This is a genomic window from Pseudomonas sp. PONIH3, from assembly GCF_002934345.1.
In the GTDB taxonomy this organism is placed as follows: domain Bacteria; phylum Pseudomonadota; class Gammaproteobacteria; order Pseudomonadales; family Pseudomonadaceae; genus Aquipseudomonas; species Aquipseudomonas soli.
This window is the reverse complement of sequence record NZ_CP026386.1, coordinates 546,715-570,868: the sequence shown is the minus strand read 5'-3', so window position 1 is coordinate 570,868 and position 24,154 is coordinate 546,715. Positions and strand designations below refer to the sequence as shown.

Annotated in this window: 28 protein-coding genes and 4 pseudogenes; 22 read left to right on the top strand and 10 right to left on the bottom strand. The window is 62.7% G+C overall.

Features of this window, described 5'->3' with window-relative positions:
* The gene (merD, locus tag C3F42_RS02620; RefSeq protein ID WP_003465059.1) at positions 1 to 366 is read left to right on the top strand and encodes a mercury resistance co-regulator MerD; all 366 of its coding nucleotides are present in this window, start codon (positions 1 to 3) and stop codon (positions 364 to 366) included.
* Positions 363 to 599: a broad-spectrum mercury transporter MerE gene (gene merE / locus C3F42_RS02615; RefSeq protein WP_001087809.1), complete on the top strand. Its 237-nt coding sequence runs from the start codon at positions 363 to 365 to the stop codon at positions 597 to 599. Before merD ends, merE begins: the two co-directional genes overlap by 4 nt.
* Before the next feature lie 52 nt (positions 600 to 651).
* Here merE and C3F42_RS02610 read toward each other — a convergent pair whose 3' ends face one another.
* Positions 652 to 1,266 carry a recombinase family protein gene (locus tag C3F42_RS02610; protein ID WP_000904941.1) on the bottom strand — a complete coding sequence of 205 codons (615 nt, stop codon included), beginning with the start codon at positions 1,264 to 1,266 and terminating at the stop codon, positions 652 to 654.
* Positions 1,267 to 1,363: 97 nt separating this feature from the next.
* Between C3F42_RS02610 and C3F42_RS02605 the strand changes: the two genes are divergently transcribed.
* The 3 genes from C3F42_RS02605 to C3F42_RS02595 are packed head-to-tail and all read left to right on the top strand — an operon-like array spanning position 1,364 to position 5,010.
* Positions 1,364 to 1,603: a ribbon-helix-helix domain-containing protein gene (locus C3F42_RS02605; RefSeq protein WP_003089107.1), complete on the top strand. Its 240-nt coding sequence runs from the start codon at positions 1,364 to 1,366 to the stop codon at positions 1,601 to 1,603.
* Positions 1,603 to 2,013 carry a putative toxin-antitoxin system toxin component, PIN family gene (locus C3F42_RS02600; protein WP_003150546.1) on the top strand — a complete coding sequence of 137 codons (411 nt, stop codon included), beginning with the start codon at positions 1,603 to 1,605 and terminating at the stop codon, positions 2,011 to 2,013. Before C3F42_RS02605 ends, C3F42_RS02600 begins: the two co-directional genes overlap by 1 nt.
* Before the next feature lie 3 nt (positions 2,014 to 2,016).
* On the top strand, positions 2,017 to 5,010 hold the full coding sequence (locus C3F42_RS02595) for a Tn3 family transposase (RefSeq protein ID WP_104443924.1): 2,994 nt from the start codon (positions 2,017 to 2,019) through the stop codon (positions 5,008 to 5,010).
* Positions 5,011 to 5,022: 12 nt separating this feature from the next.
* On the opposite strand, the gene C3F42_RS02590 is transcribed toward C3F42_RS02595, so the two are convergent.
* From C3F42_RS02590 to C3F42_RS02580, 3 genes are read right to left on the bottom strand one after another with little or no spacing between them, the layout of a single operon-like run.
* Positions 5,023 to 5,235: a GDCCVxC domain-containing (seleno)protein gene (locus C3F42_RS02590; protein WP_003089113.1), complete on the bottom strand. Its 213-nt coding sequence runs from the start codon at positions 5,233 to 5,235 to the stop codon at positions 5,023 to 5,025.
* A gap of 7 nt (positions 5,236 to 5,242) precedes the next feature.
* Positions 5,243 to 5,518 (bottom strand): mercury resistance system periplasmic binding protein MerP, encoded by a 276-nt coding sequence (gene merP, locus C3F42_RS02585; protein ID WP_003150552.1) that lies wholly within the window; start codon positions 5,516 to 5,518, stop codon positions 5,243 to 5,245.
* 12 nt (positions 5,519 to 5,530) lie between these two features.
* Positions 5,531 to 5,881, bottom strand: a complete 351-nt coding sequence (locus tag C3F42_RS02580; protein WP_003089115.1) for a mercuric transporter MerT family protein — start codon at positions 5,879 to 5,881, stop codon at positions 5,531 to 5,533.
* Positions 5,882 to 5,955: 74 nt separating this feature from the next.
* On the opposite strand from C3F42_RS02580, the gene merR reads away from it, so the two are divergent.
* From merR to C3F42_RS02545, 7 genes and pseudogenes are all read left to right on the top strand, one after another.
* Positions 5,956 to 6,354: an Hg(II)-responsive transcriptional regulator gene (merR, locus tag C3F42_RS02575; RefSeq protein WP_003089120.1), complete on the top strand. Its 399-nt coding sequence runs from the start codon at positions 5,956 to 5,958 to the stop codon at positions 6,352 to 6,354.
* Positions 6,355 to 6,445: 91 nt separating this feature from the next.
* Positions 6,446 to 6,643 (top strand): annotated as a pseudogene (locus tag C3F42_RS02570) (SDR family oxidoreductase); the annotation flags it as partial.
* Positions 6,644 to 6,712: 69 nt separating this feature from the next.
* Entirely contained in the window at positions 6,713 to 7,390 is a 678-nt protein-coding gene (locus tag C3F42_RS02565) for a GntR family transcriptional regulator (RefSeq protein ID WP_016487046.1), read from the top strand.
* 81 nt (positions 7,391 to 7,471) lie between these two features.
* The gene (locus tag C3F42_RS02560) at positions 7,472 to 8,062 is read left to right on the top strand and encodes a TetR/AcrR family transcriptional regulator (RefSeq protein ID WP_003465041.1); all 591 of its coding nucleotides are present in this window, start codon (positions 7,472 to 7,474) and stop codon (positions 8,060 to 8,062) included.
* A gap of 90 nt (positions 8,063 to 8,152) precedes the next feature.
* On the top strand, positions 8,153 to 8,854 hold the full coding sequence (locus C3F42_RS02555; protein ID WP_003465039.1) for a cysteine hydrolase family protein: 702 nt from the start codon (positions 8,153 to 8,155) through the stop codon (positions 8,852 to 8,854).
* 54 nt (positions 8,855 to 8,908) lie between these two features.
* Positions 8,909 to 9,133, top strand: coding sequence for a DUF2798 domain-containing protein (locus C3F42_RS02550; protein ID WP_003465037.1), 225 nt, complete (start codon positions 8,909 to 8,911; stop codon positions 9,131 to 9,133).
* A gap of 205 nt (positions 9,134 to 9,338) precedes the next feature.
* Positions 9,339 to 10,256: pseudogene (locus tag C3F42_RS02545) on the top strand (ABC transporter substrate-binding protein); the annotation flags it as partial.
* Positions 10,257 to 10,361: 105 nt separating this feature from the next.
* Here the strand turns inward: C3F42_RS02545 and C3F42_RS02540 are convergent.
* Both C3F42_RS02540 and C3F42_RS02535 read right to left on the bottom strand, forming a co-directional pair.
* Complete coding sequence (locus C3F42_RS02540; protein ID WP_024015041.1) at positions 10,362 to 13,391, bottom strand: Tn3 family transposase; 3,030 nt, start codon at positions 13,389 to 13,391, stop codon at positions 10,362 to 10,364.
* The gene (locus C3F42_RS02535) at positions 13,375 to 13,977 is read right to left on the bottom strand and encodes a recombinase family protein (RefSeq protein WP_010465829.1); all 603 of its coding nucleotides are present in this window, start codon (positions 13,975 to 13,977) and stop codon (positions 13,375 to 13,377) included. The genes C3F42_RS02540 and C3F42_RS02535 overlap by 17 nt, the downstream gene beginning before the upstream one ends.
* A gap of 191 nt (positions 13,978 to 14,168) precedes the next feature.
* On the opposite strand from C3F42_RS02535, the gene C3F42_RS02530 reads away from it, so the two are divergent.
* From C3F42_RS02530 to C3F42_RS02495, 8 genes and pseudogenes are all read left to right on the top strand, one after another.
* Positions 14,169 to 14,546, top strand: a complete 378-nt coding sequence (locus tag C3F42_RS02530) for a type II toxin-antitoxin system RelE/ParE family toxin (RefSeq protein ID WP_003151133.1) — start codon at positions 14,169 to 14,171, stop codon at positions 14,544 to 14,546.
* On the top strand, positions 14,527 to 14,862 hold the full coding sequence (locus C3F42_RS02525) for a helix-turn-helix domain-containing protein (RefSeq protein ID WP_001172026.1): 336 nt from the start codon (positions 14,527 to 14,529) through the stop codon (positions 14,860 to 14,862). Before C3F42_RS02530 ends, C3F42_RS02525 begins: the two co-directional genes overlap by 20 nt.
* A 14-nt stretch (positions 14,863 to 14,876) precedes the next feature.
* Positions 14,877 to 15,211, top strand: a pseudogene (locus C3F42_RS02520) (transposase).
* 23 nt (positions 15,212 to 15,234) lie between these two features.
* Positions 15,235 to 15,561, top strand: a complete 327-nt coding sequence (locus C3F42_RS02515) for a hypothetical protein (protein ID WP_000091614.1) — start codon at positions 15,235 to 15,237, stop codon at positions 15,559 to 15,561.
* Positions 15,558 to 15,938: a hypothetical protein gene (locus C3F42_RS02510; RefSeq protein ID WP_001054412.1), complete on the top strand. Its 381-nt coding sequence runs from the start codon at positions 15,558 to 15,560 to the stop codon at positions 15,936 to 15,938. The genes C3F42_RS02515 and C3F42_RS02510 overlap by 4 nt, the downstream gene beginning before the upstream one ends.
* 156 nt (positions 15,939 to 16,094) lie before the next feature.
* Positions 16,095 to 16,373 carry a DUF3391 domain-containing protein gene (locus tag C3F42_RS30075; RefSeq protein ID WP_305891226.1) on the top strand — a complete coding sequence of 93 codons (279 nt, stop codon included), beginning with the start codon at positions 16,095 to 16,097 and terminating at the stop codon, positions 16,371 to 16,373.
* A gap of 91 nt (positions 16,374 to 16,464) precedes the next feature.
* On the top strand, positions 16,465 to 17,334 hold the full coding sequence (locus tag C3F42_RS30065) for an HD-GYP domain-containing protein (protein ID WP_223198360.1): 870 nt from the start codon (positions 16,465 to 16,467) through the stop codon (positions 17,332 to 17,334).
* A gap of 158 nt (positions 17,335 to 17,492) precedes the next feature.
* A pseudogene (locus C3F42_RS02495) lies at positions 17,493 to 18,221 on the top strand (putative bifunctional diguanylate cyclase/phosphodiesterase); the annotation flags it as partial.
* On the opposite strand, the gene C3F42_RS02490 reads toward C3F42_RS02495, so the two are convergent.
* The gene (locus C3F42_RS02490; RefSeq protein WP_094012138.1) at positions 18,218 to 18,481 is read right to left on the bottom strand and encodes a DUF1652 domain-containing protein; all 264 of its coding nucleotides are present in this window, start codon (positions 18,479 to 18,481) and stop codon (positions 18,218 to 18,220) included. The pseudogene C3F42_RS02495 and the gene C3F42_RS02490 overlap by 4 nt on opposite strands.
* Positions 18,482 to 18,772: 291 nt before the next feature.
* Between C3F42_RS02490 and C3F42_RS02485 the strand changes: the two genes are divergently transcribed.
* Positions 18,773 to 19,999 (top strand): pyridoxal phosphate-dependent aminotransferase, encoded by a 1,227-nt coding sequence (locus tag C3F42_RS02485; protein ID WP_094012139.1) that lies wholly within the window; start codon positions 18,773 to 18,775, stop codon positions 19,997 to 19,999.
* On the opposite strand, the gene C3F42_RS02480 is transcribed toward C3F42_RS02485, so the two are convergent.
* Together C3F42_RS02480 and C3F42_RS02475 are read right to left on the bottom strand one after the other, a co-directional pair.
* On the bottom strand, positions 19,916 to 20,572 hold the full coding sequence (locus C3F42_RS02480; RefSeq protein ID WP_023630793.1) for a DUF1345 domain-containing protein: 657 nt from the start codon (positions 20,570 to 20,572) through the stop codon (positions 19,916 to 19,918). The genes C3F42_RS02485 and C3F42_RS02480 overlap by 84 nt on opposite strands.
* Positions 20,573 to 20,641: 69 nt before the next feature.
* Complete coding sequence (locus C3F42_RS02475; protein ID WP_094012208.1) at positions 20,642 to 21,823, bottom strand: NnrS family protein; 1,182 nt, start codon at positions 21,821 to 21,823, stop codon at positions 20,642 to 20,644.
* A gap of 215 nt (positions 21,824 to 22,038) precedes the next feature.
* Between C3F42_RS02475 and xerC the strand changes: the two genes are divergently transcribed.
* Positions 22,039 to 22,953: a tyrosine recombinase XerC gene (gene xerC / locus C3F42_RS02470; RefSeq protein ID WP_023630795.1), complete on the top strand. Its 915-nt coding sequence runs from the start codon at positions 22,039 to 22,041 to the stop codon at positions 22,951 to 22,953.
* A gap of 22 nt (positions 22,954 to 22,975) precedes the next feature.
* On the opposite strand, the gene C3F42_RS02465 is transcribed toward xerC, so the two are convergent.
* Positions 22,976 to 24,154 (bottom strand): type II secretion system F family protein, encoded by a 1,179-nt coding sequence (locus tag C3F42_RS02465; RefSeq protein WP_094012140.1) that lies wholly within the window; start codon positions 24,152 to 24,154, stop codon positions 22,976 to 22,978.

The following is a 24,154-nucleotide window of genomic DNA, read 5'->3' as shown; positions in this document are numbered from 1 at the left end:
ATGAGCGCCTACACCGTGTCCCGGCTGGCCCTTGATGCCGGGGTGAGCGTGCATATCGTGCGCGACTACCTGCTGCGCGGATTGCTGCGTCCGGTGGCGTGCACCCCGGGCGGCTATGGCCTGTTCGATGATGCCGCCTTGCAACGGCTGTGCTTCGTGCGGGCGGCCTTCGAGGCGGGCATCGGCCTGGACGCGCTGGCGCGGCTGTGCCGGGCGCTGGATGCTGCGGACGGCGATGAAGCGGCCGCGCAGCTTGCCGTTCTGCGCCAGTTCGTCGAGCGTCGGCGCGAAGCGTTGGCCGATCTGGAGGTGCAGTTGGCCACCATGCCGACCGAGCCGGCACAGCACGCGGAGAGTCTGCCATGAACAGCCCCGAGCGCTTGCCGTCCGAGACGCACAAACCGATCACCGGCTACCTGTGGGGCGCGCTGGCCGTGCTCACCTGTCCCTGCCATTTGCCGATTCTCGCCATTGTGCTGGCCGGCACGACGGCCGGCGCGTTCATCGGAGAGTACTGGGGTATCGCAGCCCTCACGCTGACCGGTTTGTTCGTCCTGTCTGTGACACGACTGCTGCGGGCCTTCAAAGATCGATCATGAGCGCTTCCCATTGAGACAAACCACGCTGTCGCTACGTTGCCTCATGCCGGCATCAAATTCGGCTGAGTAGCTTCTCGCCATCTGGACGTAGCTCACCCTTGGGTGAAACATGCCGATACAGGGTCTGCCGCGTGACGCCAAGTTCCTGGCACAGGTCGCCGACCTTGGTCTCTGGCTGACCCATTGCCGCCATCGCCAGCCGCAGCTTGGCGGCGGTCATCTTGAACGGCCGGCCGCCTTTCCGCCCGCGCGCGCGGGCCGAGGCTAGGCCGGCAATCGTGCGCTCCGCGATCAACTCGCGCTCGAACTCGGCCAGGGCGGCGAAGATGCCAAAGACCAGCTTGCCGGCGGCGGTCGTGGTGTCGATGGCCGCGCCGTGCCCGGTTAATACCTTCAAGCCGATGCCGCGCCCAGTCAGGTCGTGCACGGTGTTGATGAGATGTCGCAGGTCGCGTCCGAGCCGATCCAGTTTCCACACGACCAGTGTGTCGCCAGTTCGCAACGCCTTCAGGCAGCTCGTCAAGCCGGGCCGATCCTCGCGCATGCCGGATGCCTGGTCCTCGTAAAGATGTACTGGATCGACCCCGGCGGCAATCAGCGCGTCGCGCTGCAAATCGGTAGCCTGGGAGCCGTCCGCCTTCGATACCCGCATGTAGCCTATCAGCATGTCGTACCTGTCACATATACGTTCGTTTTGTCGAACCATTGCATCGCCCTTTGTGATTGGCGTATAAACACACAAACACCTATTAGCGGAGAACGCTATGAATACCATTCGCTGGAATGTCGCCGTCTCGGCCGACACCGACCAGTCGCTTCGGATGTTTCTGGCCAGCCAGGGCGGCGGCCGTAAGGGCGACCTGTCGCGCTTCATCGAAGAAGCGGTACGGGCACACATCCTGGAGCTGAGCGCTGAGCAGGCCAAGGCCGCTAACGCCCATCTGAGTGAGGCAGAATTGACCAACGCGGTTGACGAAGCGCTCGACTGGGCACGTAAGCGCTGATGCGGGTCGTGTTGGATACCAACATCCTGTTCAGCGCCCTGATCTCGCCACATGGCGCGCCCGATGCGATCTACCGTGCCTGGCGGGCGGCGCGTTTCGAGGTGGTGACCTCGCGGATGCAACTCGATGAAATTCGTCGAGCCAGCCGCTATCCCAAGCTTCAGGCCATCCTACAGCCCGCCAAGGTGGGCGCCATGATCAATAACCTGCAACGGGCTGTGGTACTGGAGCGCCTGACCATCGAGGTCGAAGCCGATGATCCGGATGACTCGTTTTTGCTGGCCATGGCCTTGGCGGGCGATGCGGACTACCTGGTAACCGGTGATCGCCGCGCCGGCCTGCTGCAACGCGGGCACATCGAACGCACGCGGATCGTCACGCCCGCCGTGTTCTGCGTCGAGGTGCTGTGATCAATGCCGGTCGGTTTTCTGACTCAAGAGCAACGCGACGGTTTTGGCCGCTATGTTGATTCGCCCAGCCGTGAAGAGCTGGAACGTTACTTCCACCTGAGCGATGAAGACCGTGAAGCCATCCAGGTGCTGCGGGGTAGCCATAACCGTCTGGGTTATGCCGTTCTGCTGACCACCGTCCGCTTCGTTGGCGTTCTGCCGGACAAGCCCGCCGCCGTGCCGGTGGAAGTCCTGCAGGTGCTTTGCCGACAACTGGCGATTCCAGACCCCGACTGCCTCCAGCGCTATAGCGATCATCGCCGCTGGATACATGCCACCGATATTCAGAACCGCTTTGGCTATCGTCATTTCACCGATCCGGGCATCGGCTTTCGCTTGAGCCGCTGGCTGTATGCCCTCTGCTGGACGGGCACCGACCGGCCGGGAGTGCTGTTTGAGCGAGCCACCTCGTGGCTGTTCACACAGAAAGTCCTCCTGCCTGGTGTGTCTCAACTAGAGCGCTTTATCGCCCAGTTGCGCAGTCGGGTCGAAGAACGCCTCTGGTTTACGCTGGGCCGCAGCGTGACTGAGGAACAGCGATTGCAACTGCAAGACTTGCTGACGGTGGCCGAAGGCAACCGCAGCTCCCGGCTGGATCAATTGCGCTCCGGCCCGGTCATGGTCAGTGGCCCCGCGTTGATTCGGGCACTGCGCCGGCTCGATGACGTGCGCGGCATCGGCATCACCTTGCCGGCGGCGGCGCACATCCCTCCCAGCCGTATCGCCGCCCTGGCCCGCTTCGCCAACACGGCCAAGGTCACCGCGATTAATCGGCTGCCGGCGTCGCGGCGGATGGCGACACTGGTGGCCTTCGCACTCTGCCTGGAGGCGACTGCGCACGACGACGCACTGGAAGTCCTGGAGGCCTTGCTGCGCGACCTGTTCAGCAACGCGGAGAAGGCCGACAAGAAAGCCCGCATGCGCAGCCTGAAAGACCTGGATCGGTCGGCCGCGACGCTCGCCGCCGCGTGCAAGGTCGTGCTGGACAGCTCGATCAGCGATGACAACGTGCGCGCCCGGCTGTTCAACGACCTGCCGAGGACCACCCTGGAAAAGGCCCTGGAAGAGGTCAACGCGCTGATCCGCCCGGTAGATGACGTCTATTTTCTTGCATTGGAAGCGCGCTACCGCAGCGTGCGCCGCTTCCTGCCCGACCTGCTCAAGCACATCCGCTTCGGCTTCAGCCCGGCCGGCAAGGGCGTGGCGGCTAGTCTGGAGTGGCTGCAACTGAACCTGCCGCGCCGGAAGCCAGAGGATGACGCGCCGCAGGAGATCGTGGCCAAGGCTTGGCAGAAGCACATCACCCGCGAAGATGGCTCCCTCGACATGGGTGCCTATGTGTTCTGCACGCTCGATGCGCTGCGCACGGCCCTGCGCCGCCGCGATGTCTTCGTCTCGCCCAGTTGGCGCTATGCCGACCCGCGCCTTGGCCTGCTCGACGGTGCCGAATGGCTGGCGGCGCGACCGATCATCTGCCGGTCACTGGGCCTGACCATCGACGCCAAAACCACCCTGGACGCCTTGTCCGTCGAGCTGGATGCAACCTGGCTGGCAGTAGCCGCGCGCCTGCCCGACAACCCGGCGATTCAACTGAGCGAGAACACCGAGGGCAAGACCGAACTGTCGCTCGGGGCGCTGGACAAGCTGGACGAGCCCTGCTCGTTGCTGCAACTGCGGGCGGCCGTGTCTGACCTGATGCCGCGTGTCGATCTGCCGGAAATCCTCTTGAAAATCGCCGCCCGCACTGGCTTTTCCGAGGCCTTCACCCATGTCTCCGAACGCAATGCACGCGCCGACAACCTGGTCACCAGCCTCTGCGCGGTGCTGTTGGGCGGGGCCTGCAACACCGGCCTGGAGCCCTTGATCCGCACCGACAACCCGGCGCTGCGCCGTGACCGGCTGTCCTGGGTCAGCCAGAATTATATCCGCGACGACACCCTGTCAGCGGCTAACGCCATCCTGGTCGGAGCGCAAAGCCAACTGGAACTGGCCCAAGTCTGGGGTGGCGGCGAGGTCGCCTCCGCCGATGGCATGCGCTTCGTCGTACCGGTGCGCACCGTGCATGCCGGCCCCAATCCGAAGTATTTCGGCACCGGCCGGGGTGTCACCTGGTACAACCTGATTTCCGACCAATTCTCCGGCCTCAACGCCATCACCGTGCCCGGCACGCTGCGCGACAGCCTGGTGTTGCTGGCGGTCGTGCTGGAACAGCAGACCGAGTTGCAGCCGACGCAAATCATGACCGACACCGGGGCCTACAGCGATGTGGTGTTCGGGCTCTTCCGCCTACTTGGCTACCACTTCAGTCCGCGGCTGGCCGATGTCGGCGGTACCCGCTTCTGGCGCACGCGCCCGGACGCGGACTACGGCAAGCTCAACGGGCTGGCCCGCCAGTCGGTCAAACTCGACCTGATCGCCGAGCACTGGGACGACCTGCTGCGCCTGGCCGGCTCGCTCAAACTCGGCCGGGTGCCGGCGACTGGCATCATGCGCACGCTGCAAACGGGAGATAGACCCACCCGGCTGGCCCAGGCGCTGGCCGAATTCGGGCGGATCGAAAAGACTCTGCACACGTTGACCTATATCGACGACGAGTCCAAGCGCCGCGCCACCCTGACCCAGTTGAACCGAGGCGAAGGCCGGCACAGCCTGGCCCGCGCCGTGTTCCACGGCAAACGCGGCGAGCTCCGCCAGCGCTACCGCGAAGGCCAGGAAGACCAGCTCGGTGCTCTGGGCCTGGTGGTGAACATCATCGTGCTGTGGAACACCCTCTACATGACGGCGGCCGTGGAACGGCTCAAGCAGCACGGCTATCCAGTGCTGGAAGAGGATTTGGCCCGGCTATCGCCGCTGATCTACGAGCACATCAACATGCTCGGGCGGTATTCCTTTGCGGTACCGGAAGAAGTTGCGCGCGGCGAGCTGCGGCCACTGCGTAATCCAGACGACGACCTGTGATCCCCCTAAACGCTATGAGCAACACCCAAGCTGCTGCTGGATCGGCGGGCACTTCACCGAGCCGAACGAACAGAAAACGCAGCAATCCCCTGGGTTGGGGCGCAGCAGCGCCTTGCAGTTGCTGCACTCGTAATAGAACTGGCAGGCGTCCGTGGGCATGGTTTCCGGCTTGGCGAAGCCGCAGCGCGGGCAAGTCAGCACGGACTCAAGGACAATGGCGCTCATCGTGACCTCACTTCTGCACTGTGGAGGGGTATCCCGCGTTCGCGGTCGCCTCAGTCAGTGCCTCGGGCTGGGCCTTATCGGGATCGTAGGTGACGGTCGCCGTCTTCTGGTCGAAATTGACCTGGACGTCACTCACGCCGGACACCTTCTCCAGCGACTTCTTGACCGTGATCGGACAGAGTCCGCACGTCATGTTCTGCACGTCGAGCGTGACGGTTTTCGGGGGAGCCGCCAGCGCCACGAAGGGCAAGGCGAAAAGCACGGCGATCAGCAGTTTGCGCATGGTTAATCTCCTTCAGTAGAACAGCGGGGCGAGCCACGGCACGGCCAATAGGCCGAGCAGCAGCACGCTGACGATCCAGAACACGAGTCGCTGTCGCACGAGCGTGCGCGGATCGGCGCAGGGTGTACCTGGCGTACAAACCTGTGGCACCAGGTAGAGCTTGCGGAATGCCAATCCCAGGAACAGTAGAGTCAACCCGATGAAGAGGGGGCGTAGTGGCTCCATCATGGTCAGAGCGCCCACCCACGTACCGCCGACACCGAGTGCCAACAGCACCAGTGGCCCGACACAGCACACCGACGCACCGATGGCGGTCAGCGAACTCGCGACCAGCGAGCCTTTCCCGGTGAGTTGCATCCCCATTCCCATCTCCTGAGCCTGATTGCCTAGGTGCTATTCTAAACTCCGTACCAAAGTACGGAATCAAGGAGAAAGTGATGGCCACAGAGCTGACCATTGGCAAGCTGGCAGACGCCGCCGGGGTGAACGTCGAGACGATCCGCTACTACCAGCGACGCGGGCTGCTGGATGAACCAGCCAAACCCTTGGGTGGCCATCGGCGCTATCCGGTGGACATGGTGAAGCGACTGCGTTTCATCAAGCGGGCTCAGGCGCTGGGTTTCACGCTCTCGGAAGTCGGTGGACTGCTGACGCTGGATGAGTCGTGCGCCTGTGCCGAAACGCGAGCACGGGCTGCACGCAAGCTCGCGTTGATCGAGCAGAAGATGGCCGACTTGGTCGTCATGCAGCAACTGTTAGGCGAACTGGTGCAGCAATGTGATGCGGGAGACGGCGGAACGATCTGCCCGATCATCGAGGCACTGATCAGAGAGTAATGCCTGGCGGGTGAGCTGGAGATCGGAAAGCCCCTTTACGGTGGGATTCAGAGCTTACGTTGGTTTTTGGTTCCATTGCTCCCCAAACCCCGTCAATGCGATTGCACCGGGTGAGATCGAGACGTCGATCCTGTCTGCCGGGACCGAACTGATCGTCGATCAGCAGATCCCCATGCACCGCTTGGGCAAGCCGGAAGAAGTCGCATCCCTGGTGCATTTCCTCTGCACCCGAGGCGCGTCGTACATCAACGGTTCGGAGATTCATGTCAACGGTGGTCAGCACGTCTGAAATAATCTGGAAATCCCGGCCGGAAACTTCCATCATTCGGGCCGGGCATCCGCCGCAGATGAGCGATCAATGAGCAACCCCTACCCTATTCAAACCCTCAATCACTCTTACCTGGGCAGTGGCATCTACGAGTTGCTGCGCGAGGCACTGATCACCGGGCGTTTCCAGCCCGATGACCGCCTGCGCATCCGCGACCTGGCCGAACAACTGGGCACCAGCGTCACACCGGTGCGCGACGCGATCCTGCAACTGGCCAAGGAACAGGCGCTGATCCTCAAGACCCCGCGTGACATCCGCGTACCCATCCTCACCGCCGCGCAATACGGCGAGATCCGCAGCATCCGCCTGGCGCTTGAAGGCCTGGCTGCGGAGACGGCCGCCGCGCTGGTGACCGACAGCGAACTCGCAGACCTGCAAGCCTGCATCGAAAACAACATCGCCGCGATCAACGCCCAGGACTTGCAAGCCGCTCTCAAGTGCAATCAGCAATTTCACTACGCGCTGACCACCATCGCGCGCATGCCGGTGCTGGCGGGTTTGCTCGATAGCCTGTGGATGCGCACCGGCCCACTGATCGCCCGTGCCTATGGCAACTTCAACGAGCGCATGGCCATCGACCATCACTGGGAAGTGCTCGACGCACTCAAGCGCCGCGATGGCGCGGCGGCACGGGCGGCCATCTGCCGTGACATTCTCGATGGCAACGAGAAGATGCTCGAGTACATCGAGATGGCGCAGGCGGACTGATTGGCAGTCAATTCGACTGTTGACGAAACATAGATGACCAGTTAGTTTATTAAAACTTTCTCATCACTGGATGTCTCTGTCATGGCTCGCCCGGTCAACCTCGAAGTCAGATCCCGTTTGCTGTCGATTGGCCGCCAGGTGGTTCACAACCGTGGCTTCAACGGCTGCGGCGTCCAGGACATCACCGCCGCTGCCGAGATTCCCAAGGGCTCTTTCTACAACTACTTCGCCAGCAAGGAAGACTTCGCGGCAGAGATCCTCGAGGAATACTGGACCTCGATCGAAACCCGCCACGGGCCGATCTTCTACGACGCCCGGGTCAAGCCGCTGGAGCGCATCGGCCAGTTCTTCCAGGCCCTGGTGCTCGAGCACGGCGAGCATGAATACAGCCTGGGTTGCCTGATTGGCAACCTGTCCCTGGAAATGTCCAATGGCAGCGAACAAACCCGCAAGCGTCTGGCCGATGTGCTGGCGCGCTGGGAAGGTTTGCTCGCGAGCTGCCTGCGTGAAGCGCAGCAGCGCCGCGAACTCTCTGAAACTCACGACGCCGAAGCGCTGGCCAGTGTCATCGTCGAAGGCTGGGAAGGTGCGGTCATGCGCGGCAAGGTCCTGCGCGACGGTGCACCTCTGCAGCGTTTCGTATCGATGGTCTTGCCTCGGCTATTGGAGTGAGTTTTTTTTCCTCATTAATAAGACGACTGGTCATTTATATAAAGCAACATTCACGTCTCATCCACGCAAGCACCCAAGAGGTAAATCGTCATGAGCCATCTGTACGCCGACCCCGCCGAACCCGCACTGCCTGCCACTGGTTTCAAGCTCGACCTGAGCAAAGCCGCCCTGGTGGTCATCGACCCACAGAACGACTTCCTCAGCCCTGCCGGCGCCAGTTGGGCGGTGTTCGGTGAGAGCATCGTCGAGAACAACACCGTCGAAAACCTGGAAAAACTGTTCAAGGCCTTCAAGGCTCACGACCTGCCCGTGGCCGTGTCGCCACACTATTACTACCCGCACGACCACGACTGGCATTTTGGCGGTCCGCTGGAAAAGGTCATGCACAGCATCTGCATGTTCGATCGCAAGGGACCGAACACCCTGGAAAACTTCGAAGGCTCCGGCGCCGATTTCCTCGAGATCTACAAGCCGTACATTCTCGACGGCGAGACCATCATCGCCTCGCCGCACAAGGTCTACGGCCCGGAAACCAACGACCTGGCGCTGCAATTGCGCAAGAAAGGCGTGTCGCAGATCATCCTCGCCGGCATGGCGGCCAACCTTTGCGTGGAATCACACCTGCGCGAACTGCTCGAACAGGGCTTTGAAATAGTCGTGGTACGCGACGCCACCGCCGGCCCGCGCCTGCCGGATGGCGACGGCTACCTGGCGGCCATCATCAATTACCGCTTCCTCGCCCACGGGTTGTGGACCACCGAAGAGACTATCGCGCAACTGCAACCGGCTTGATCGTGCCCGAGCGGCCGGGCATCGCGCCCCCCCGCTCTTTCTCGAGAACCCCCGATGAAAATCCCCGCCCGTTATGAGCATTTCGTTTTCGGCGTCGTTCAATCCGGCCTGACCTGCGCGGTCGCGGCCGCCATCGCCACCACACCCCATGCGCTCGACCTGGCCTTTGCCGGCCGCTGGTTGAACGCGTGGGCGCTGTCGTGGGTATCGATGTTGCCGGTGGTGGTGCTGGCGGCGCCGATGATTCGGCGCGTGGTGAGGCGGATGACGGTGGGCTGAATGACTTGGCTATGACTCACCCAACACACCGCCATCGCGAGCATGCTCGCTCCTACCGGGGGCTTCGGGGCTGCTCGCGACAGGCGCGCAAGCCCGCACCCGACGCACGAAATACTGTGCCCGTTCGCATTTTCGCAATAAACCACTTTTCATCCGCGCATTTGTAGCCGCTTCGTTCACGGACAAGCCGGTACATTAGACCTCCATGGTCCCGCAGAGCGACCGACAACAAAACCTACAGCTCGCCCAAGAAAATCTGCCAACCATTCGGAGTCTTTCCATGAGCACATTGCGCACTACAGCTTTCCAACTCGCGAGTCTGGCCCTGTTCATCGGTAGCGCCACCCAGGCCATGGCCGAGGACATCACGTTCGTATCCCAGGGCGGTGCTTATCAGGAAGCCCAGAGCAAGGCGATCCTGGAGCCTGCGGCGAAAAAGCTCGGTCTGACGCTCAAACAGGACAGCTCGCCCAAGGCCTACCCGATCATCAAGACCCAGGTCGAGAGCGGCAAGGTCACCTGGGACGTGGTGGACCTGCCCACTGGCGACTGCATCCGTGGCGAAGCCGAAGGGCTGTTCGAGAAGCTCGACCTTGCGCTGATTCCCAATGCCGCGCAAATACCCGACAGCCTCAAGGACGAATACAGCGTCGGCTACATCAGCTACTCCACGGTGCTGGCGTATCGCACGGACGCGTTCAAAGGCGCGGACGTACCCAAGACCTGGGCCGACTTCTGGGACACCAAAAAATACCCGGGCCAGCGCTCCCTACGTAACCTGCCACGTCCAACCCTGGAAATCGCGCTGCTGGCCGATGGCGTGCCGATGGACAAGCTCTATCCGCTGGACGTCGATCGCGCCTTCCGCAAGCTTGAGCAGATCAAGCCCGACATCGCCACCTGGTGGACGTCCGGCGGGCAGTCGGCGCAGCTGATCAGCGACGGCGAAGTGGACATGATCCAGGCCTGGAACGGCCGTATCACCGCCGTACAGGCCGCCGGCGCACCCGTGGCATTCGACTACAACCAGGGTGTGCTGGAAACCAACTCGTTGTGCGTCCTCAAAGGCTCGCCGCACAAGGTGGCCGCCATGAAATTCGTCAACGAGGCCATCGATGCCAAACTGCAAGCGGCGTTGCCGATGATCATCGACTACGGCCCGCTCAACCCCGAAGCCTTCAAGACCGGGGTAATCCGGGGTTGTACGCCGGAATCCCAGAAATTTCCGTCAGCCCAGCTCCAGTCCCGCCACGAGCGCATCCAGGTCGATGAACTTGCCGTCAGTCTGGAAGGTGTAATGCCCGTTCAGCAGGATGTGCCGCCAGGCCGCTGGCGACATCTGCGTGATCAACGCCAGCGCCTTGGCATTGCCAGCTGCCTCGTACTTCGTCAGCAGCAGGGACAGGATCGCCGAGTTGTAGAAGATGATCGCGTTGCCGATCAGCCTGGCGCACTGGTTGCTGATCTCGATTTCGATGTCGGTGCGGCCGGTCAATTCCTTCTTCCCACCGACTTGGGCGATGGTCGAGCGTAGCTGGTGATAGGACTCAATGCGGTTCTGCGAGCGGTGAACATTACGCTCCAGTTGCGGGTCGCGCAGGTAGCGCAGTGTGTAGATACTGCGGATGAGCTTGTCGAACTCGAAGATTGCGCGCCGCGTCGGGTTCGGCGCCGTATAGGTGCACAGCTTGCGGATCAGCGTGCCCTGCGTCATTTCCTTCAGGCCCAGTGTGGCGACGATTCGGTCGATGTTCGCCTTCTCACCGACGATGAGTTGCCGGTCGATCTGGCCAGCCGGCCGGATCAGGCATTTCTCGTACAATGCCAAATCATCGGCGCAATACAGCTCCTGCAACTGGTCGTCGAGGTCGGTGAAGCGCGGCTCGAAACGAAGTCCGAACCAGTGCAGGATGGCGAAGTTGGCCTTGTTGATGCTGTGCATGTCGCCGGTGATCGCGCTCGGCACGATGTCCGACGTGTTGCGGTACCAGATGTCGAACACGTGGTGAGCCTCGTACTCGTGTGCGCCTATCAGGTAGCCGTTCAACGGCACGTGATTGCACAGCAGCGTGTAGGCGACGACGCCCTTGCCGCGGCCGAAATATTTGCGCGAGTAGCGCGCCTTCACAGTTGGTCGCTCGACGCCGAATTTCTGCCCATCAACGGCACCGTACAACGAATCGAGGTCGAACGAGTAATGCGGGAAGATCGGCAGTGCGGCGATGGCGTTGCTGATGCAATCGTTGGCCACATGTAGCGTCGCCTGGCGCAGGTACTGCTGGTAGGTACTCTCCAGGACGTGGTACGGGATGTCGCTGGTACGTGCCATAACCTGGTTGCCGTGGTTCATGGCTTGGGCAATGATCACCGCCATCAGACTGTCGGCGTCGGCTACCTTCTTCGCATAGCGTGGCTGCAATGGTGTCAGCGCCGACAGGAACTGGCACTGGCCGTTGACGAAGCGAAACACGTCGGCGACATCGCAGTATGGCAGTTGCTCGTAGAGAGCTTGCTCGCGCGCCTTCTGGTTCTCCCCCTTGGGCTTGCGCCAGGTCAGTCTCTGCGTGTCCTTGTCGTATTCCAGGTGCGTCAGCTTGCCCTGTTTCAGCTCGCGATTGAACGCCACCCATTGCGCACGCAACTCGGTCGCCAGTGCATCGAGCTGGGCACTGACCGGCTGCCGCAGGAAGGGGATGTCCATCTGCGCGAGCACGGCGGCTTTCTCGTCCATCGAAACCAACTCGTCGGACAAATGCCGGTGCTGCAAGCTATCGTCAATGTAGAGCTCGCCCGCCTGGAAGCGTTTCCTGACCTGACGGTAAAGCCAGAATTCGTAACGATCGGCATGCAGGCCTGTCGGCGTGCCTTCGGCATCGAACATCAGCAGGTACGGACGCAAGCGTTTCGGCAGCGTTGCCGCCGGACATTCGTCGAGTGGCCGTTGTGATAGGCGCTGCTGCTTGGCGAACACGCTCTTGGCCCAAGTCAGCGCCGCGAGCCATGGGTTATCGGGGGCCGTGCCGGCGAAGTCGAGCGCGACGTACAGCGGCCGTAGATGGCGTCGAATGCGTTCGGCCAGGCCGTCCACCGCCTGCCAGTGCAGCGCCAGTTTGTTCAGTGGCTTGACGCTCATGCGCTGCGCCGTGTTTTGCAGCAATTCCCTGGACATGATTTTGTAGGCGCGTTGGCGCACCTCGCCGAACGGCGTCGGATCGGCCACGCTGTCGTCCACGTACAGCGACAGCAGGCGGCCAACCTGCGGCGTTTCCTGATGGCGTCGCAGCTGTTCGGCGACAAAGGACTGTTTCGCACCCGTGCGGCTCTCGTCCTCAAGTTTTTTCATGTGGAAGGCCATCGCGTCGACCAGGTTGTCGGTGAGCTGCCGGTAACGTACCCAGGCATAGCACAGCAGGTAGAGCCGGGTCTGCTCCGCCTTCAGGTGGCGCAGGTCATGGACGGTATAGAAGTTCGCCAGGCTCGCGTAGTACAGCAGGTTCTGCTGCGAGATGCCGAGCTTGGGCAGCAGCGCCTTGGCGATCCCGTGCAAGGACTTCAGCGTGGCGCGCTTCTCGCGCTCCCCTGCCATCTGACGCCAGCCGAAATCTTTAGCGTCCTGCTTGAGCGCTGCCAGTTGAGACAGGGTGTCGTCACGCACCAGGAGCTGGCCCAGCGCAGCTTTGGCCGATTCGTCCAACACTTCTGCCAGCAAGCCGCCCAAGCGCCTGCGTTCGGTGGACAGGGCTTCACTGACCAGCTCTTGTAAGGTGGTGTGGCCGGGCCGGATGATTTTGTGCTCGCTGAGCCAAACGATCAGTTCGGCGGCCACGAATCCTGGCATTACGTCGCGCCGCACGATCTGTTCAGCCTGCTGTGCCAGTTGCGGCAGGAAGCTAGCCGCCCACGACCGGTAGCCGAACAGTTCGGCGATCTGACCCCTCTGGCTGTAGTGCTCATGCTTGGTGATCGCCTTGCGTTCGAACGCTTCGCCGTGGAAATAGCGACTCAGCACGAAGGCGCAATCGTCCTCGACCTCATGCCAATCGAAGCGGAAGAAAGCATGCTTGGCCTTGAAGTAGCCGATCTGCAAGACGCAATAGACTTGGGCCTGCAGGCTAGGCCGGCTGCTGGCGAACGCCAGTTCAGATTCGGCCAACGCCAGGTATTCCAGCCGCTGAGCATCGTCGAAGTCCGGTAGGCCGTACAAGGCTTCCTGCTCTGCGTCAGAAAAGACGGTGAGTAGCTTATTCTTGTTGCTCATCGACCGTCCTTCCCGCACCACGCCAACCTGCTCGCGTCAATGTTTCGATCAACGTAGTGCGCTTGACATTGAAGTTGCGGCACACCGCCGCCTTAGACATGCCGCCATCGAGCGCGGCGACGATGGCGTCCAGCTTCTCACCAGTGATCGCCTGCGGCCGGCCGCCGATCCGGCCGCGTTTGCGTGCGGCGGCCAAGCCCGCGACGACGCGCTCCTGAATCAAGGCGCGCTCGTACTGCGCGAGCGCACCGAACACCTGGAACAGGAATTCGCCCGAGGGCGTCGTAGTGTCCAGGTTCTCTGTCAGCGAGCGGAACGCCACCCGCTTGTCCTTGAGCGAAGTCACAATGGCGAGCAGGTGCGACAGCGAGCGACCGAGCCGGTCGAGTTTCCACACCACCAGCACATCGCCGGCTCGAACGAACTCAAGCGCCCGCGCCAAGCCGGCACGGTCATCCTTCGCGCCAGAGGCACGATCCTCAAACAGGTGACGCGGATCGACGCCGGCGGCGAGCAGCGCGTCGCGCTGCAAGTCCGTGCTCTGGCGGTCGGAGTCCGACGACACGCGCATGTAGCCAACCAACATAGGCGGATAACCATCAAAAACAGGTTTCCGCATAATAGTGAATAGCGATAGAGTTTTCCGTACATTTTTGAGGGGGTGTTGCACAGGTAGCACAGCGGCGGCTGACAGCCTGTCGCAAAACAAATGTTTTACGACACCTCCTTGAGGTTGCCGCGTTTACATCATTACCTGAACAGGTATAAAATTCCGTCATGACAAACAAAGAAAAACCGCTCGAATGGATCGCGAGCAGCCACAAGGATTTGATGGCGTTGCCGTCCGACGTGCGTCGCCGTTTCGGTTACGCGCTCTCGTTGGCGCAGATAGGCGATCAGGATGACGCAGCAAAGGTGCTCAAGGGGTTCGGTGGTGCCGGCGTGCTGGAGGTCGTCGAAGACGATGCCGGCGGCACCTATCGAGCGGTATACACGGTCAAGTTTGCGGAAGCGGTGTTCGTCCTGCACTGCTTCCAGAAGAAGAGCAAGAGCGGAATCGCCACGCCAAAGGCCGACATGGACATCATCCGCGCTCGGCTGAAGGTGGCCGAGGTATTGGCACAGGAGCTACGAAATGCAAAAACGAATCATTGAAGGCGTCGAGGTTCAGCGCAGCTCGGGCAACGTCTTTGCCGACCTTGGACTGCCTGACGCTGAAAAGCTCAAGATCAAGACCGGCCTGGTGGTCGAGATCAGGAGGGCCATGCGCGCCCTTGGGCTGACTCAACAAGCGGCGGCCAAACGCATGGGCATCCCGCAACCGAAGGTGTCGGGCATGATGCGCGGCGACTTCACCAATCTATCCGAACGCAAGCTGATGGATTGTCTGAATCGCCTCGGCTACGACATCGAAATCAAGGTACGGCCAGCAGCCGAGCCGATCGGGCATCTAACGCTCGCAACCGCTTAATCGGAGCTCTCCTGATGGCAGCCCGCATCACCGACGACGAATGGGACGAACTGACTCCCGAGAATTTCGATACCACGGCACTGCTGCGTGCAGTCGATGCCGTGGACGTGCTGCGCGGCGATTTGAATGACAGCGCAGACGGCGCACCTCCGCAACTGCGCACCGACCTGTTGAAGCTGCATCAACTGGCAATGGCCGCGTTCAACGAGGGATCACGCAGCCGAGTGGCTGAGCTATTTGATCTCGCCGTGGATCTTCAGGATCAGGTTGATCATCTGATGACCTCGCTGGAACAAGTGCAAGAAACCCTGTCCCGGTGACGGCGCTCTACCCAGAAAGCCTGTCCTGAATGTTCTTGGAGACAACCACATCATGAGCCGCAGCCGCCGCAAAACGCCCATCGTTGGGCACACGACCTGCCGTAGCGAGCGCGAGGACAAGAAACTCTGGCATCAGCGCTGGCGAACCCACGAGCGCACCGCGCTGGCCAGCGCGTCGCCGGAAGCTCTATGCGCCCATCTGCCTCTACTGGAAAACCAGGTCAGCAACGTCTGGTCGATGGGTAAGGATGGCCGCTCCTACTGGCCCATCAAGCGCCAGGCCGCCACGGCGGATCGCATTGCCAACCACAAGGGACGCAATCCGCAAGAGCGCGCCTCCCTGAAAAAGCGTCTGCTGCGCAAGTGGATGAGCAAATGAACCTGTCCACCATCGAGGCGCTGGCTATCGCTTGGGCGCGAATCGCTGAAGAAGCAGAACTCCCAGCCGGCTACGAGGGCACGGCGACGCCAGAGGCGCATCGGGCCTGCGAGGTGATCCAGGAGCGGATTCGAGAGCACGTCGTCGCCACCAATGACATGCGGCTGTTCGGCCTGCTGCACCTGCTTGGGCAGGCGTCGCTGCGCATGGAGCAAGCGCTGTGGCCGGAAGAATATGCGCGGATGACCCGCGAGGTCGAGGAAGCTCTCCGAGAGGCCGACGACCCCAACGCCAAGTCGTACACCCACGAAGAAGTCATGCAGGCGATGCAGGAACGCATCGACCGAGCGCGAGACAAAGCCATGTTGATCGGCTGACGGAAATTTCGGCGGTTCCGGCTGATCCAAGAATCTTGGCGTGACCTTACCTCCGCTCTACCGCTGGGTGCCAGCCTCGGCGCACGCCTAACCACCCAACTCAGAAAGGAAAATAAGTTGGTAAAACGCATTCCCGTATCCGAGCTTCGTCTCGGCATGTACATCCACAAGCTCGCCTGCTCTTGGGTTCGACACCCATTCTGGCGCGGCAGCTTCCTGCTGACCGAGCCTCAGGATCTCTCTGCCATTCGAGAATGTGGCGTCGGGGAGGTCTGGGTCGACTTGGCCAAAAGCCAAGTCGACCCAGAGAGCCCAGAGAGCCCAGAGCCCAGAGCCCAGAGCCCAGAGCCCAGAGCCCAGAGCCCAGAGCCCAGAGCCCAGAGCCCAGAGCCCAGAGCCCAGAGAATTGTCGGAGGAGCAATCTCTGCCGTCTAGTCCACTAAGCAAGAAAAGTGACGGCGCAACCTCAATGGAGAGCGAAATGTGTTATGCACGGAAACTCTGTCTTGCGGCCAAGTCCCAAGTCATGGACATGTTCCAGGAAGCCCGGCTTGGCAAGGCCGTCGACCCAAGCACGACGTTGCCGCTGGTCGGAGAAATCGCTGCCTCGGTGCTGCGCCAACCTCATGCCCTCATCAGCGTCGCACGCATCAAAACGCACGACGATTACACCTACCTGCACTCGGTTGCCGTCTGCGCCCTGATGCTATCGCTGGCCCGGCATCTCGATCTAGACGAGGAGCAAACGCGCCTGGCTGGCATCGGCGGACTGATGCACGACCTAGGCAAGGCCGCGATGCCGCTGGAAGTGCTTAACAAACCAGGCAAGCTCACCGATGCCGAGTTCGCCATCATGAAGCGCCACCCTGTGGAGGGCGCAAAGATGCTGCGCGCAGGCGGGGCCGAGCCCGGGGTGGTGGACATTGCCCTGCACCATCACGAGAAGATCGACGGAACCGGCTACCCGGATCGCTTGGCCGGTGACGCCATTTCACTCCTGGCCCGCATGGGCGCAATCTGCGACGTCTATGATGCCGTGACGTCGGAGCGAGCCTACAAAAAGCCGTGGGACCCGTCCGCGGCGATGCGGCAGATGGCCAAGTGGGAGGGCCATTTCGACAAACGCATCTTCCACGCCTTCGTCAAGGCCGTGGGCATCTACCCCGTCGGCTCCTTGGTTCGCCTGTCCTCTCAGCGTCTGGCCGTTGTCGTTGAGCCGGGAATGGAATCACTGCTGACTCCCAAGGTTCGCGTGTTCTTCTCGCTACGCTCGAGAGAGCCGATCCCGATGCAGACCATCGACCTGGCGGCCACGAGTTGCAAGGACAGTATCACTGGCCCCGAAGACCCGACGCTCTGGAACTTCAAGAACCTCGACGACTTGTGGATGGAATAGCCCCCACAAAACGACGGCCCCGTGAGGGAGCCGTTGAACATCGTCGAGCGATGCCCGTCCAGGGAGGGATGGCCGAGCTCGATTCTCCAGAAGGTAGCTGGTGACACGAGTGTTGAGCCCACCCAACTAGGGTGACGGAAATTTCTGGGGTTCCGGCTTACATCCCCAAGTTCGATGCCGCGCAGCGTCTGCCCATCGGTGCCGAGGCCCTGCTGCGCTGGGAACACCCGCAACATGGGCTGATGCTGCCGGACCGTTTTATCGGCCTGGCGGAAAAGACCGGGCTGATCATACCGATCGGCGAATGGGTGTTGGGTGAAGCCTGTCGGCAGATGCGCCAGTGGCTGGGCCAAGGCAATGAGCAATGGCGAATTGCGGTGAACCTGTCGGCCATCCAGTTCTGCCATGTCGGGTTAGTCGACAGCGTGGCGCGGGCGCTGGAGGAAAACGACCTGCCGGCCAATCGCCTGACCCTGGAAATCACCGAAACCACTGCCATGCGCGATGCCGACGCCAGTCTCCAGGTGCTTCAGCGCCTCTCGGACATGGGCGTGGACCTGTCCATCGATGATTTCGGTACCGGCTATTCCAGCCTGATGTACCTCAAGCGCCTGCCGGCTAACGAACTGAAAATCGACCGCGGTTTCGTGCGCGACCTGGAGCAGGATAGCGATGACGCAGCGATCGTCTCGGCCATCGTCGCCCTGGGCCAGGCACTGGGCTTGCGCATTGTCGCCGAAGGCGTCGAAACCGACGGCCAGCAGGAATTCCTCACCCGCCTGGGTTGCGATTCGCTGCAAGGTTATCTGCTTGGCCAGCCGGTACCGCCCGACCAGTTCATGAAAGGATTGCAGGCGCTCAATGCGCGTCAGGCTCAGGTAGGCTAGACAGCGCTGCGCAGTGGGCTGGCGAGCAGGTCGAAGGTCTCCATCTCGGCCTCCACGGCCTCGATGATCCGCTCGACATCGGTGGCGTGCATGATGGTTGCGCAGGGAATGCCGGCAATGGCCAGCAGCGTCTCGCCGGTGGCACGGTCGAACAGCCGGGCGACCATGCTGCGCGGAGCGTCCATGCTGGCCTCGAAACCAAGCGGATGAAAATGCCAACGCATCACCTGGCAGGCGTTGGGGAACGTCATCTTGTTCATGCCAGCCTCCTTGTTCGTGAACGTGGTGATTGCAAAGCCGTATCAGGGTACACCGTCCTGGCCGTCAGGACTCTAACCTTAGCACCTGCCATGTCAGTATTCGCAGGAAAATATGGCAAATGTACTAATGCATGACGGCCTTCACAGTCCTGTCACGATGAACGGTGGTTTCGCAGGGGCCAGGCAAACGTTTTCCCCGTGGGTGGCGCCCGGCAGCCAGCAGCGCTCTGCTATGTTTACCCTCAGCGCTTTTCGGACCAGCGGTGCCGGCCGGCAGACAGGGAGACAGTCATGCGGTATTCCACGCTCACCCAACGCATCGCCGGTCACGCAGCTGCGGCTTGGGACATCCACTATCAGGCCCTTGAGCAGCGCCGTCAGGGGCGCGAGATCTTCCTGCTGTCGGTGGGCGATCCAGACTTCGACACGCCAGCCCCGGTGGTCGAGGCGGCTGTTGCCAGCCTGCGTCGAGGCGAAACCCATTACAGCGATGTACGCGGCAGCCTCGCCCTGCGCCAGGCTGTGGCGCGCCACTGTCAGCTGGCCGACCCCGAGCGTGTGGTGGTGACCGCCGGGGCCCAGTGCGGGCTGTTCGCGACCTGCCAGTGCCTGTTCGAGGCGGATGACGAGGTGATCGTCGCCGAGCCCATGTACGTCACCTATCAGACGGTTTTCGGTGCCTGCGGCGCGCGCGCCGTGCAGGTGCCGGTGCGGCCGGAGCAGGGGTTCCGCCTGGACCCAGCGGAAGTGGCCCGGGCGATCACGCCGCGCACTCGCGCGCTTCTGCTCAACAGCCCGCACAACCCCACGGGGACGGCAATCGGCCTGGCTGATCTGAAGTGCCTGGCGCGGTTGTGCCAGGAATACGACTTGTGGCTGATCTGCGACGATGTCTACCACTCACTGCTTTACGACGGCGAGGCAGCGAATCCACTGGGCCTGCCGGGCATGACCGAGCGCTGTGTGTCGATCGGCAGCCTGTCCAAGTCCCACGCCATGAGTGGCTGGCGCGTCGGCTGGGTGATCGGGCCGCCGGAATTCGCCCGACACCTCGGCAACCTGGTGATGAGCATGCTGTTCGGCCTGCCGGAGTTTGTCATGCAGGCGGCCTGCGTGGCCCTGGATCAGGCTGGAGATGAGGTACGGCGGATGCGCGAGGTGTACCGGGCGCGGCGCGACCGGGTGTGCGCCTCGCTTGAGGATTGCCCCGGCATCCATGCGCATCAGCCAGCCGGGGGCATGTTCGTGATGCTCGATATACGTGGTACCGGGCTCAGCGCCCAGGCGTTCGCCCAGCGTCTGTTGAACGAAGAGGGCGTGGCACTGTTGCCGGGTGATGGCTTCGGGCCCAGCGCGGCGGGGCATGTGCGGCTGGGATTGGTGCTCGCGGCGCAGGTGCTGGCACAGGTATGCCAGCGCATCCGCAACTGTGCCTCACGCGCCCTGGCCGAGCAGCCCGGCCGCGATATTGATGGTGAACCCCAGGATCGCCGTATTGAACACGAAGCCTACCAGTGAGTGGGCCAGCACCACCCGACGCATGGCCCGCCCGCCGACGCCGATGTCCGAGGTTTGCACGGCGACATTGATGGTGAACGAGAAGTAGTGAAAGTCCCAGTAGTCCGGGTTGCGCTCGCCATCGGCAAAGCGCAGCGGGGGCTCATGGCGGTCACCGGTGTAGAACAGTCGGGCGTAGTGCAGGCTGAAGATGCAGCCGATCAGCAACCAGGAACCCGCCACCGTCAGCCCGGTGTACAGGTAGTGCAAGGCCAGGGCACTGCCTTCCAGGCCGCGGCTGGACACCAGTTGCAGGGTGACCGCCGCCAGGCTGGCGATGGCCGAGACGCACACGGTGATCAGCACCAGGCCGGCGTTTTCATCTTCGATGCGGGCGACCTTGCGCACCCGCTCGGCATTGGCCCGCAGGCTCAGCCACAGGACCATGGCCAGGTAAAGCCAGACGCCGAGGTTCCAGCCGACGAGGATATGCTGCACGGTATCGCCGGCGGGGATCAGCCAGCCGCCGAGCAGGCCGGCCAGGGTGGCAATGCTCAGGCGCGGGTGGGTGCGAGTGAGGTGGTGGAAGGCCATGCGGTCCCTTGGCGGTTGAACGTGACTTCAACTGTAGACCAGATGCGGCCCTGTCGCGGGGCCAGCCCGCTAGCCCGGCATGCCGTCCACCCGCGCACGCAGCAGGATCGGCAGGTAGTGCCAGAGGAACAGCAGCAGCGCCGCGCTGGCGAACAATACCGACAACCCCAGCCCCAGCGGCGTGAACGGCGCTACGATCACGCGCGCCAGTGCCGCCAGCTGGATCAGTGCGAATGCCCAACTCATGCTGCGGGGTACCTGAAGAGGGCGTCCGGTATGCCCCAGGCTGACCCGCGCCATCATCGCCACGATCAGCCCGGTCATGGCGCCGACCGTCAGTGCATGGGCGGCCAGGCTAGGGTTGATCGGCACCCCGGCATGCCACAGCGCCAACCCCAGGCAGGCGGGAATCAGCCAGGCGTAGGCCAGGTGCAGCGACCACAGCAGCGGCATATGCCACAGGCCACGGTCGTGCCACAGCACCAGGCGCACACCATGCAGCACGGCCAGGGCGGCGAACAGCACGGCCATCAGGGGGTGTGATGCGTCGTTGAGTCCAAGCACATAGGTCAGCGGCAGCGCCACGCTGCCCAGCAGGCAGGCGCGGTCCAGCCATGGCCGGGCCGGCGTCGGGCTCATGATGCCCAAGCCACGGCGGGTGAAGAACGGGATGACCCTGCCACCTATCACACTCATCATCGCCGCCACCAGCCACAGCCCGGCGAGTACGCCTCGCCGTTGCCACAGCGGGTCGTCGCGCAGCCAGCCTATGAGGGTCAGCCACTGGCAAGCCGCGATGAGCAATACCAGGCCGATGATGGGGTAGTTGTTGCGCAGCCGTCGCTGGATGATCGGTCGCGCCAGGGCCAGCGCCACCAGGGGCAGGAACGCGCCCTCTATCAGCACCAGGAGCCAGGCGGGCAAGGGCAGGAACCAACTTGCCCGGCCCAGCAGCCAGAGCAGGAACAGTCCCTGCAGCGGTCGGCCACTGAGACCCGGGATGCCACTCCAGTTCTGCACCGCCGTGAGCAGGAAGCCGGCGACTATGGCCACAGCGAAGCCAAACAGCATTTCGTGACGGTGCCAGGCGAGCATTCCGCCGGCCGGTTCGAGCTCGTATATGCCGACGAGCACGCCGGACCACAACAGCAGGGCAACCAGGGCGAACAGGCTGCCGCCGAGGAAGAAGGGTCGAAAACCCAGGGCCCAGAGAGCCTGGCGGGGGCGGGCGGTGATCGGCTGGACGAGCATGGCGAGGACCTTGGTTCGATCGAAATGGTTGAATGGGGTACCATCACGAACCATGCCAGCGTTCAAAAGCCTTGAATATCAAGGTGATGGCACTATTTGTAGTTATTATGACTTCTTTATGATGTAGTCTTTTTGACCTTTGTCATGGTTTAAATGACTCGCTTTGCTTCGCCTTGCCTCGATAACCAGGGCGGCTTTGCTACAGGATCCCCGTTGTGACCGACCTCCTGCGCAATCCACTGCTGCAGTACCTCGCCCGTCTGGCCCCGTCCAGCCAGCTGACCATGCGCTACATCCTTCAGGACGCCGCCGACCGCCTCGGGTTTGCCGACTGCGATATCGCCGAGGTGCCCTGGCACCGCCTCGAGCCTGGCCATGTGATCGCCCTGGTCGCTGCGCTGCGTGCCGATGGTTACGCGCCCAACACATCGTCGTTGTACGTCAATGCCGTGCGTGGAGTGATGAACGAAGCCTGGCGCCAGGGTTTGATCGAGCACGAGCAGTTGTTGATGATCCGCGAGGTCAAGCCAGCAGCTGGTAGCCGCCTGCCACCGGGGCGCAACTTGCGGCGCAGCCTGATCCGCGAGCTGATGGACGTGTGCGCCGCCGACCCGCGCCCACAGGGTGTGCGAGACGCAGCCATCCTGGCGTTGCTCTACGGCACCGGGATGCGCAAATCGGAATCGGTCGATGTGAACCTTGACCAGGTGGATTTCCAGGAGCGCAGCGTGCAAGTGCTGGCCAAGGGCAACCGTCAGTTGGTCAAGTATGCCCCGGCCTGGGCCTTCGACAAGTTGCAGGCCTGGCTCGACCTGCGTCGCCAGCACCTGCCGGCCGGCGAGCGTGACGACAGCTTCCTGTTCAACCGCATCCGCCGTGGCAGCCACATCACCCGCGCGCGCATCACCAAGCACGCCATCTACTACATCGCCCGCCAGCGCGGGGCACAGGTGGGCGCCAAGATCATGCCCCATGATTTTCGCCGGGCATTTATCACCCGGGTGATCGAGGAACACGACCTGTCGATCGCGCAGAAGCTTGCGCACCACGCCAATATCCAGACCACCGCCGGGTATGACCGACGCGACGACAACGAGCGACGCAGGGCGGTGGAGCGCTTCGACTACTGATCACTGCATTTGCCTGCAAGCATTAGTGAATGCTTGATGCCAGTTCGAAGATCGGCATGTACATCAGGATCACGATCAGCCCGATCAGCAGGCCGATAAAGGTCATCAACAGCGGCTCGAACAATTTCACGAACCACTCTACCCAGCGGCCGATTTCCTGGTCGTGGAAGTCGGCGCAACGCTCGAGCATCTCACCCAGGTTGCCCGATTGTTCGCCGGCACGCAGCAGGCGCAACGAGACGGGGGTCACCAGTTGGCCGGCCTGCAGCGCATCGGACAACGGCAGGCCCTCGGCAACCCGTTGGCTGGCCTGCTCCAGACCCTCGGCCGCAGTGCTGCCCAGCAGGCCGCGGGCCATGCCCAGCGCGGTGAGGATGGGAATGCCCCCTTGCAGCAAGATCCCCAGCGACCGGTAGAAGCGCGCCAGCTCATACATCATCAGGCGCTGGTGCAGCGCGGGCAGTCGGAGCAGCAGGCGGCCGGCGCCACGGCGCACGGCCGGGTGGCGGCGCAGGGCGACGAGGGTGCCGACGCCGACAAGCGTACCCAGCCCCAGCGGCAACTGCTGGGCATGCAGGAACAGACCGATCTGCATCAGCACTCGCGACAGCCACGGCAGTTCGGTCCCCATGCCCTCGAACACCAGGCTGAAGCGGGGCACCACGTACCCCAGCAGGAACAGCACCACGCCGCCGCCCACCAGCAACAGCAGTAGCGGGTAGACCGAGGCACCGACCAGCTTCTGGCGGACCAGATCCAGCCGCTGGCGATAGCTGATGTAGCGGGTGAGGGCATCGCCCAATGCGCCGGTGCGCTCGCTGGACTGCACCAGGGCCACGTACAGGGTGGGGAACACCCGCGGCTGCTGGGCCAGGGCCTGGGACAGCGAGCGCCCCTCATAGAGTTGGCGCACCAGTTGCTCCAGGGTCTTGCGCGTCGCGCCGCCCGGGGCTTTCTCGGTCAGGCTCTCGAGGGCGTCGATCAGCGGCAGGCCGGCGCCGAGCAAGGTGGTCAGCTCCTGGCTGAACAGCATCAGGTCGAACGCCGCCACGCGTCGTCGCAGGGCCAGCCCCTGGCTGCGCACGCTGAGCACGCGCAGCCCCTGGTCCTCGGCCTGGCGCCGGGCCTGGTCGCTGTCCTCGGCCTCCACCTGCAATTGCACCACGCCCTGGCTGCCCAGGGCCTTGAGCTGATAGCGCAT